The 9,963-nt window shown below is 60.5% G+C and carries 11 protein-coding genes and 1 tRNA gene; 10 read left to right on the top strand and 2 right to left on the bottom strand.

Translation table 11 applies throughout. The features are described from left to right. The first annotated feature begins 8 nt into the window (after positions 1–8). From JK213_RS08510 to JK213_RS08555, 10 genes are all read left to right on the top strand, one after another. Entirely contained in the window at positions 9–626 is a 618-nt protein-coding gene (locus JK213_RS08510) for a hypothetical protein (protein ID WP_194262434.1), read from the top strand. Continuing rightward, positions 619–1,218: a hypothetical protein gene (locus tag JK213_RS08515; RefSeq protein ID WP_194262433.1), complete on the top strand. Its 600-nt coding sequence runs from the start codon at positions 619–621 to the stop codon at positions 1,216–1,218. Before JK213_RS08510 ends, JK213_RS08515 begins: the two co-directional genes overlap by 8 nt. Beyond that, a complete protein-coding gene (locus tag JK213_RS08520; RefSeq protein ID WP_228125498.1) occupies positions 1,211–2,929 on the top strand; it encodes a FliI/YscN family ATPase in 1,719 nt (572 codons plus the stop codon). Before JK213_RS08515 ends, JK213_RS08520 begins: the two co-directional genes overlap by 8 nt. Next, positions 2,905–3,450, top strand: coding sequence for a hypothetical protein (locus JK213_RS08525; RefSeq protein ID WP_194262432.1), 546 nt, complete (start codon positions 2,905–2,907; stop codon positions 3,448–3,450). Before JK213_RS08520 ends, JK213_RS08525 begins: the two co-directional genes overlap by 25 nt. Beyond that, positions 3,447–4,496: a FliM/FliN family flagellar motor switch protein gene (locus tag JK213_RS08530; protein ID WP_194262431.1), complete on the top strand. Its 1,050-nt coding sequence runs from the start codon at positions 3,447–3,449 to the stop codon at positions 4,494–4,496. Before JK213_RS08525 ends, JK213_RS08530 begins: the two co-directional genes overlap by 4 nt. Beyond that, positions 4,493–5,143 carry a type III secretion system export apparatus subunit SctR gene (gene sctR, locus JK213_RS08535; RefSeq protein ID WP_062029803.1) on the top strand — a complete coding sequence of 217 codons (651 nt, stop codon included), beginning with the start codon at positions 4,493–4,495 and terminating at the stop codon, positions 5,141–5,143. Before JK213_RS08530 ends, sctR begins: the two co-directional genes overlap by 4 nt. A 38-nt stretch (positions 5,144–5,181) precedes the next feature. Beyond that, a complete protein-coding gene (locus tag JK213_RS16070; RefSeq protein ID WP_062029805.1) occupies positions 5,182–5,454 on the top strand; it encodes an EscS/YscS/HrcS family type III secretion system export apparatus protein in 273 nt (90 codons plus the stop codon). Between the two features lie 3 nt (positions 5,455–5,457). Further along, positions 5,458–6,264, top strand: coding sequence for a type III secretion system export apparatus subunit SctT (sctT, locus tag JK213_RS08545; protein ID WP_194262430.1), 807 nt, complete (start codon positions 5,458–5,460; stop codon positions 6,262–6,264). Beyond that, positions 6,261–7,304, top strand: coding sequence for an EscU/YscU/HrcU family type III secretion system export apparatus switch protein (locus JK213_RS08550; RefSeq protein ID WP_194262429.1), 1,044 nt, complete (start codon positions 6,261–6,263; stop codon positions 7,302–7,304). Before sctT ends, JK213_RS08550 begins: the two co-directional genes overlap by 4 nt. Before the next feature lie 117 nt (positions 7,305–7,421). Then, complete coding sequence (locus JK213_RS08555; RefSeq protein ID WP_194262428.1) at positions 7,422–8,363, top strand: hypothetical protein; 942 nt, start codon at positions 7,422–7,424, stop codon at positions 8,361–8,363. 96 nt (positions 8,364–8,459) lie between these two features. Here JK213_RS08555 and JK213_RS08560 read toward each other — a convergent pair whose 3' ends face one another. Both JK213_RS08560 and JK213_RS08565 read right to left on the bottom strand, forming a co-directional pair. Further along, a complete protein-coding gene (locus tag JK213_RS08560) occupies positions 8,460–9,707 on the bottom strand; it encodes a hypothetical protein (protein WP_194262427.1) in 1,248 nt (415 codons plus the stop codon). Positions 9,708–9,886: 179 nt separating this feature from the next. Further along, positions 9,887–9,963, bottom strand: a tRNA-Met gene (locus JK213_RS08565).

Consider the following 9,963-nt stretch of genomic DNA (forward strand, 5'->3'; position numbering starts at 1 on the left):
CCCACAGCATGAGCGCATCTTCCGGGTCAGACTATAGTCAGATGCTGGCGAGTATTCATCCGTCTCATCTGCAACTGCGCCTGCCGATGCTGCACCGCGATACGGTCCAGAAACTCCAGACCTGTTCGAGACTGTCAGAACGTCTGATTGAATTGCTGGATTGTGAGGGACTGCCACCAGCCCACGCTCCACAAGGCCCGCTGGAAGCATTGGCGCTTCAGTCAGAGGATCGTCTTCAGAGCGCAGGACGTCGTATGGGCGCCGTCGTTCACTGGCGCAGTCTGGCCAAACAGGTGGACCGTCAGGCGATTACGGCCCTTGATGCCGCATTGGGCGAAGGCGTCAGGCTGTTTGGTATCCGTAACGGGGCTCACTGGGCGCAGGCCGGTCTGTCAATCCCGTCCGCAGGCACACCAACTGAACCCGACAGGGATCTTCCCGGCCTCGCAAGAGCCGTCACCGACTGCGGCTGGTCCTGTCTGATCCGTTGGCGCGACAGTCTGGTCGGAGATTACGGGCGTCTCGCCACACTGAAACTGCCCGCAAGGACCCGTCTGCCCGCAGCCTCCAGCGCGTACGACCCGATCATCCTGAAAGTCGCGGAAGGGATTGTCACGCATGTCTGAACGGATGTTTTCGCGGATGCGGCCTTCCACGACGGTCTTGCGCCCTGAAGACATGAGCGCCTGGTGCGACGCGTCCCTGGCCTATGACACCGCCATCCGCAACGCCACGATGCTGCTGTCCGCCACACGGAACGCCTATAATGCGGAATGTCGACGTGGCTATCAGACCGGCCATGACAAAGCCTCAGCAGAAATGGCGCGTCGTCTTCTCGTGACGGACGAAGCGGTCGCAAAAGTGCTTCGGGATCTGGAAACGAGCCTTCCGGCCATTGTGACGGACGTCGTGACGGATCTGTTCGGGCGGCTTGATATCGGGAGCGCTCTTCCGGCCGCCATCAGGCATACACTAGGGAAAATCAGGCATGGTACGCTCGCCACGCTACGGGTGGCGTCCGACTGTGCTGACATCCTGCGCCCGGTCGTGGAAGACCTGACGGTCCATAATCCCGGCCTGCGTCTTGAGATCGACCCGATGCTGTCGCCCGGACGGTGTGTGCTGGAGAGCGAACTCGGTGTGGCGGAACTGGGCGTCGACGCCCAGCTTGCCGTGCTGCGGGAACATCTCAGCGCACAATGGATGCAGCATGACTGACATCCCGCTCACGCCGTCTTCTCAGGCTCCGGACGATACGGTTTCCGCGGACGGGATCATGGAGGCCGCGCATCCGGCTGTGTCTCTCGCCAGTGCGCTGGAAGCGGATTTCGTCCGCCTGCACATGTTTCAGCAGACAGACAAAACGCAATCCGAGCAGGACCTGCCCCTCGAAGACGCGGAACAGGCCGTTTCCCGTCCCGATCCCGAAACACAGGACGCACGGGCCGATCAGTCCGGAGCGTCTCTCATCAAACGCGATCCGGCTTTTGAAAACCCGGAACCGGAAGGCATGCCCCGTCTTTCCGGCGCGCCCGTGACGCAGGACCGGCAGGCTGATCCTCTGCCCCGGATGCAGGTGAGCCGCGATCCGTCGCAGACGGCCGATCATGTCATCGCGCGGATGAAAACCCTCCTCCCCATGCTGCGCTCACGGGCGGCGGGGATCGACACACATCCGATGCAGGGGCGCGTCGTGAGCGCCACTGGAACCATTATCCGCGCCATTCTGCCGAATGTGGCCGTGGGCGATCTGTGCCGGTTGCAGAACCGCGACCGCGACTGGTCTCTGGATGCCGAGGTGGTGGGGCTGGACGGAAACGAAGTCCTCATGACGCCAATGGGCGGCCTCGAAGGCGTCTCAGTGGACACGGAAGTCGTCACGACCGGAGGGCGACGCAGCTTCCCGGTCGGCGAACGGCTCCTGGGCCGGGTGCTCGATGCGCTTGGTACGCCGATTGATGGTCTGGGGCCACTGCCAGCCGGACCATCACGTTCCGTCTATGCTGCACCCCCTCCCGCCATGGAGCGTCAATCAATCGACCGGCCGCTACCCGTCGGGCTGCGTGCTCTGGACGGGGTGCTGACCTGTGGCGAAGGGCAGCGGCTCGGGGTGTATGGCGAGGCCGGGGCAGGCAAATCCACGCTGATGTCCGCCATCGTCAAGGGCAGTTCCGCCGATGTCGCGGTCGTGGCGCTGGTGGGCGAACGGGGCCGCGAAGTGCGCGAGTTCGTCGAGCATAATCTGGGGGCGGACGGACTGAAAAATGCTGTCCTGATTGTCGCCACCTCTGACCGGCCCGCCGCCGAGCGCGTCGTCTGTGCACAGGCCGCCACGACAGTTGCGGAATATTTCCGCGATCAGGGGCTGAAGGTCCTGCTGTTCGTGGACAATATCACCCGTTACGCCCGCGCCCTGCGCGAGATCGGACTGGCTGCCGGGGAGCCGCCCACGCGGCGCGGTTTTCCCCCTTCGGTTTTCGCAGCTCTGCCCCAGCTCATGGAACGCGCGGGCATGGGGGTGAGGGGGTCGATCACAGCGTTTTATACCGTGCTGGTCGAGGACGGGATGGATGATCCGATTGCTGAAGAAACACGCGGCATTCTGGACGGCCACGTCATTCTGTCGCGCGCACTGGCGGCGGCGGGGCATTATCCGGCGATTGACGTCCTGACCAGCCGGTCGCGCGTGATGTCTCTCGTGACCGATCCCCGTCATCAGGCGGCGGCCACGAAAATCCGGAGCCTGTGGGCGAAATATCAGGAGATCGAGTTTCTGTTGCAGGTCGGCGAATACAAGCCCGGCGGTGACGCGCTGGCGGACGAGGCGATTGCCAAAATTGGCGCGCTGCGGGGTTTCCTGCGTCAGGGCAACGACGAGAGGACATCCTTTGCGGAGATGCTGGAATGGCTGAACCGTCTTTGCGCCTGAGTCCGCAGGCAGCGCAACAGCTTGTGACGCTGCGCCAGCGCCGTGCCGCGGAGGCGCGTCAGCTTCTATCGGCGGCAACGTCGCAGGCCGATCAGCGTCTGGCTCGTCTCAACCACGCCAGCCAGATCCTGTCCGACCATCAAGCACACCAGCTTGGGGTTCAGGCGGAGATCGCCGCACGCGCACAGAATGCGCCGGTCAGCGCCGTGCTCCTACGTCGGGATCATGAGCATATTGAAGAGCTCGCCCGTCACGAAAAACGCCTGAAAGACGGGATCACCCAAGCGGAACGGGACGTCGAAAAAGCCCGGCAGCTCGTTGCCGCAACACGTCGCCTCCTGATGCAGTACGAACAGCGCGAAAAACAGGCGCGCGATCTGTTGGAGCGCGTTCTGACAGAACGCCGCACGGCGCAGGAACAGCGCGAGGAACAGGACATCGCGGAACTTGCCATGATGCGTCAGAGCAGCGGGCGGCTCACCCGCCAACGCAGCACAACGTCGCGGTTCAACGCTCCATGACGCTGTCTCTGCCGCGCGCGATACATCGCCTCACGCCGAGGCCGCTGGGCTATGACGCTTCGGCGGCAGGTCTACTCGGGCGGCAAGACTTTGCGCTGTCTGTAGGCGAAGAGCGACTTTCAGTACGCTTTACGCCGCCGATCCTCTTACCAGCACAGTGGAGTGCGATCTGTTTTCGGATCGGTGACAGGGAGGGGCAATGTGTTCTCCCTCACGAGATCCTTCAGAGGCTGGTTTCGCTGGCGGAGCCGAAGCCTCGCGCCCCGATGGAAGCGCCGGCAGCCCTGCTGCTTCTGGAGCTTTTGCTGGATCAGGGCCTAACGACGCTGGAGGCAGCGATAAATGCGCCGCTCCGGTTCACGCGGATCGAACCGGCGCAGCAGGCCACATCCCACAGGCCCAAGTTTGTCGAGATCGGGTTTGAGGCCCGTTTTGATACAACGGGCAGCTTTTGCGGACTGCTTCGTCTGCCTTCGGCATTAATGCCTGTGTTGTACCGTCTCGCACCGTCGCTTGTGCGCCGGTTTCCCGATCCGCCAGTGATGTTGTCTCTGAGGATCGGCAGCGTTCTGGTCTCGCCCGAGGACCTCATGGCGCTCGGCCCCGGTTTCGGACTGGTTCTCGGGACGGCGGCACAGGTCCGGCATGTGATTGTTGCGGGCGACGTGCTGGGCACAGCGGTCCGGCATGACGGCAGCAGGATTGTCTTTGAAGGCGGGTTTGTGCCTCTCGCCCGGATTTGGCCAGCAGATTGGAACAGCATGACTGAAACACCCCCGTCCTCCGTGAGCGAACCGCACCAGCCCACAACAGTCGAAGCTTCCGCCATCGAGCAGCTTCAGATCCCCCTGACCTTCGAACTGGCGCGGATGCCGGTCTCGTTGGCCGAACTGAGGACGATCGGAGAAGGACATGTGATTGATATCGGCGCGCTCACGGAACGTTCCGTGTCGATCATGGCCAATGGCCGCCGCATTGGCGAAGGCGAACTCGTGGATCTCGGGTCCTCCGTCGCCATCCGGGTGACGCGGATCATCACCGCATGATCGGCTCCACCAATCTCGTCACGGCCCTCGTCCTGACCCTTGGGTTCGGCGTCCTGATCCTCGCGGTTATCACCACCACGTCGTTCGTGAAAATCTCGGTCGTCCTGTTCCTGCTGCGCACCGCTCTCGGCATCCAGCAGTCGCCGCCGAATATCGTGCTCTATGCGATTTCGCTAATCCTCACGCTCTTCATTTCCGCGCCTCTCGGCCACGACATCTACAAAGCGGCCATGGAGAGCGACCAGAAATACGAGACGCTGACGGATTATGTGGATGCCTATGAACGCGTGCAGGCCCCCGTTGCCCAGCATCTGCTCCGCTTCACACAGGCGCCCGAGCGCAATTTCTTCATGAACGCCACCCAGCGCCTGTGGCCCGAGGACATGCGCGACAGTCTGACACCGGAATCTCTCCCGATCCTTCTCCCGTCCTTCCTGACGGGAGAACTCAAACGCGCGTTCGAAATTGGCTTCCTGATCTATCTACCCTTCATCACCATTGACCTCGTCGTCACCACGATCCTGATCGCGATGGGCCTGTCCCAGGTGCAGCCCAACACGATTTCGGTTCCGCTCAAGCTGCTGCTGTTCGTTCTGGCCAGCGGCTGGACACGCCTGCTGCACGGGCTGGTAATGAGCTATGCGTAGGCCCACGCGGCGCGCACATCTGCGGGAGAACACCGCCTGTGGATGATGCGGCCCTTACGCAGGAACTCTCTTCCGCGCTTTTCCTGTTCGCCTCGATCGCGGGGCCACCGCTGGCCATTGCGCTGGTGGTCGGGCTTCTGATCGGGCTTCTGCAGGCCGTAACGCAGCTTCAGGACCAGACAATGCCGCTGACCTTCAAGGTCGTCGCCGTCTGCGCGACGCTGGTGCTTATGGCCTCGACGCTCTTCCCGCCTCTGCTGGCCTTTACCGAACACGTCCTGACCGATTTCCCGGCCATGACGCGCTTCTGAGCCGTGCCTGCCACTGACTCCATTACTGTCCTACAACAGATGATGCCCTGGCTGAGCTCCATCGCGCTGGCGATGAGCCGTCCGGCGGGGGCGGCCATCGTGTTGCCGGTCTTTACACGCATGCAGCTTGGCGGCCCCATCACGGGGGCCATTGCTTTTGCGTTCGCCATTCCCGCAACCCCCATGATCCATGCCGGACTGCTCACCGATCCCCGCTCCCTGATGGCGCTCGGTATGCTCGGGGCCAAGGAAATGGTGATCGGCGTCATCATCGGTTTGCTCATCAGTCTGCCGATCTGGGGCGTACAGTGCGCGGGCGAACTGCTCGACACCCAGCGCAGCGCAACGCAAGGACAGGCCGAAGATCCGGGGAGCGGCAATCAGGAGTCCACAACCGCCGGTTTTTTTGCCCTTGCCGTCACGACGCTGTTTGTCCTGTCAGGGGGGCTCAATCTTCTGGCCGATACGCTGCTGTCGTCCGAAACGCTCTGGCCTCCGCTCGCTCTGGCGCTGGCGCCGCAGCCGGGCGGCGGCATTGTTCTGCTGGGTCTGCTTGACCGGCTGGAGACCGTGAGCCTTTCAATCGGCGCTCCCGTCATGCTGGCGATGCTGCTGTGTGAGGCGAGCGTTATTCTCCTGATGCGCGCCATCCCGAAACTGCACCTTTATGATCTCGCCCCGAACCTGCGCAATCTGGTCTTCATCCTGATGATGTTCGGCTACTGCGCGTGGCTCGTGTCATACATGAGGCATGATCTTGTCGCCTCGCGGGATATTCTTGGCACTATGCACCAACTGCTGAAGCCATGAGCGGAAGCAGCAGCGAGGAAAAATCGCTCCCGGCCTCTGCCAAAAAACTCGCGGATGAACGCCGCAAAGGCCATATCGCCAAGGCTCCCGATCTTCAGTCCGGTGTCGTGACCATCGTTCTGATCGGCTGGCTTCTTTTGCGGCGAAAAGCGATTGCCGTTCATCTGCAAACGATGATGGATGCGGTCGGGAACGCTCTTACGATGGATTTCAGATCCGGGATCGCAAGCGTGGGTCAGGCCCTGAGGACCATCTGCCTCGAAGACGCCCTGACTCCTCTCGCTCTGGCCGTCGTCACGGGCATTCTCGTCAGGCTGCTGACCAATGGCGGGTTTGTTTTCGCACTCGATCCTGTGATGCCGAAATTCGAGAAGATCAATCCGGTTTCAGGCTTCGCAAACCTCTTCAAGGCCCGGACTTTCGTGGATCTGGGCATGTCTCTGGTCAAAGTTCTGTTTTTCGGCGGAACACTGACGCTGATTATTCATGGTGCGATTGGCGGCCTCGTCCGTGTGCCCGAAGCCGGTATTACCGAACTGCCCCGCATCCTTTCGGCGCTGCTGATGCCGATTTTCGGTGCCGCCTGTGTTTTCTACATGGTTGCCGGCGTGATCGACCTGCTGATCCAGCGGCAGATGTTTCTCAAGGAAATGCGGATGACGGCCACCGAGGCAAAGAACGAACGTAAGGAAAGTCAAGGCAACCCGCTGATCAAGCGCCAACAGCGTCGCCTCCAGAGTCAGGCCCGTCGCAATACCGCACCACTTGGCCCGAAGCAGGCCAGCGTCATGATTTGTGGAAACGCTGTTGTCATCGGCCTACGCTATCAACCGCCGCAGACGCCTCTTCCGCGCATTGTCTGCAGGGCGCATGGAGAACAGGCGGAGATCTATCGCACGATCGCTCAGGAGAGCCGCATTCCTGTCGTCTGGGATTATGAACTTGCGCGAAACCTTGCGGAGAAATTCAAAACCGGAACAACAATCACGCCTGAGTTTTTCCAGCCGGTTGCGCGTATTCTTCAGAACCTTCCCTCGTAACGTCGTCAGGGCTCAAATCAGGCTGACGTCAGCTTCGCATCGTAAACAGACTGTGCAGAAAAACGCGGCCATGAATCCGTTTGCCATGCCCGCTTTCAGCCGCACGATGAGGACGACATGAGCACTTCAATCACGCCCGACACCCAGAGCCTGATCCAGGAACTGATGGCCGCAATGCAGTCCGGAAGCCTGTCTTCCGGGACCGGAAGCGCAAGCGGCGCAGGCCAGAGCAGCGGGACCCAGAACTCGCAGGAAGAGGCCAAACTTGCGGAAGTCTTTCAGGAACTTATGGCTCTGTTGAAGCAGGGAAACAAGGAAGGCTCGACAAGCCCCGGCTCCGATACGACAAGCCCGGCTATCTCTCCGGCTGCTGGGTCTTCCGCCTCCGCAACACCGGCCGCAGGATCTACGTCGCCCACAACCCCGGCTTCGAGTGACGCGTCCAGCCCCGCTGCGACAACGTCTGGCACGTCCAGCACCAGTGCCGGAGACGGCCCCAATACCACCACCATCACGAACACCAGCGATCACGACGAAAAGATCGGCCAGTTTCTCAACGGTGGGTCCACAACCCAGCCCACAGCCGAGATCGACCTCAAACCCGGCCAGACCGGCACGCTGAAATACGAGAATGGTCAGGGCGGCTATGACGCCGAAGCAGACTCGTCCGGCAATTTCCAGTCCACCGCCAGCCGCCTCGAATTCTATGCGGATGCCAAGGGCGTCAATAACGACGATGTCAGCTACATCGACGGACGCAACGCTTCCATCAAGGTTTCTGACGGCAACGGCAAAACCGCAGGCGATAGCCAGAGTATTGCTAATGACGCCCCTTCCAACGCCATCACGAAGGACGCAGGTGGTCGTGCGACCGTAACCGGATGGTATGACGGCTCAACGCAGGACATGAAAGACGGCGGCGCCTATATGGAGTCAAAGCTGGGCACCGGGAACGCTTATATCCACCCGGATGATGATCGCAACGCGACCAGCTCCAATCCGATGACCATGGCACAAGATACAAGCCAGCATTACACGGCGGACTTCGGAGATGCCTGATCCGGCATCAGACGAAACAACCATGAACCGGGGCAATATTGCCCCGGTTCATGGCTTTTACCTTCACAATATCAAATCAAAGCGACGGCCTGCTTTTCAGGCCTCGCCGGTATTTTTGTGCTGCTGCGCCACCGGATCGCCCAGTCCCATGCTGTAAAGATTATAGCCATAATCGGCTGTATCCAGACCAGTCATAAGCCCGTTGCCAACTTTCCCGGCAGCACTTTTGAGAATGTCGCCAATCGAAGATGCTCCCTTCTCCGCGCTCTGCGTAACGCCTTCGGCCGTGCGGGCCGCTGCTTCCGCTCCATCCACTTCGGGCGCGATTTCGGGGACAAAGAGCAACGCCGCATCGCTGGCAACGCCTTCGAACATTCCGCCAAGATCTTTCAGACCCTGACTTTTGTTTCCCTTGGCAAACTGGTCGATCATGCCGACACCATCCGTCAGCGGAGAGACCATCGAAGACAGGAAGTTGCCCATTCCCGTCTCAAATTTATCCCACCCTTTTGCGGCCTTCGTGCTGCCACGATCAATCGTACCTTCACCAAACTCCGCCTCGAACTCTGCGGCGTCCTTCTTTGAGACCTTACCAGCTCCCATCTGCCCGATCTGGCTTCCCAGTGCCGCAGCATCCGCATCGGAGAATGCCCCGTCAGAACTGGCCGCCTCTTCGCCAGCAACTTCGAGATCCTGAGCCATGGCATTGCCATTCTTCTTGCTGGCATCCGTCGAAAACTGCTGGGCCAGAGAAGGATCTGTCTGCTCCAGATCAGACATGGCCTGCTGTGTCGCGGTCGACAAAGCACCACTTCCTGCCTGAAGGACCGTTTCTTTACCCGGACCGTCAGACGTCTTGGATTTGATACCCTTCACGATCTGGGCAATCGGGGATGTATCTTCAAGAAATTTGAGAATCGCATGACCGGCGCGGGTCTGGCCGCCTTTGATGTAGCTTCCCCCAAGAACCTCTTTCGCCTCGGCCCGCTCCTTCTTGCTGATCCGTCCGCCACCATTATTGTTTGCCAGTGACTGCGCACCGGAAATCGCCGCAATCGCCTGACTCTTGGTCAGATCGCCATCCTTGTAAGCCTGAAGCTCGTCCTCGACGAGACTGTTGCCGTTTCCGGACTCTCCGGCTGTCATGATCTTTGAAAACAGGGCCGGATCGCTCTGCTGAAGCGTATCCATTCCCTGTTCGAGATTTTCATTATAGGCAGCGTTTTTGTCGGCTTTCTCTCCCGTCTTGGTACTGTCCGCACCAGCCTGTTCCAGTTCAGTGCCAGCAACCTGCCCCCCGGATGCCGTGCCCCCCGCCGCAATCGACCCAATCAGCATATCCACACCCCATCAAGACAGAGAAAAATCATTCTGTCCCTGACGCTAAAAGCCGATGCTGACGTCAACCTGTCTGTACAGAGCCATACCAAATTTTGAGCTTGTTATTTCGCCATCCTACGGCCTTTTCCAGACAAGCAAAACCCCGCTAAGCCGTTGACTTAGCGGGGTTTTAGAATTTTGCATGGTTGCGGGGGCAGGATTTGAACCTGCGGCCTTCAGGTTATGAGCCTGACGAGCTACCGGGCTGCTCCACCCCGCG

Source organism: Gluconobacter sp. Dm-44, assembly GCF_018256175.1.
GTDB classification, from domain to species: Bacteria; Pseudomonadota; Alphaproteobacteria; order Acetobacterales; family Acetobacteraceae; genus Gluconobacter; species Gluconobacter cadivus.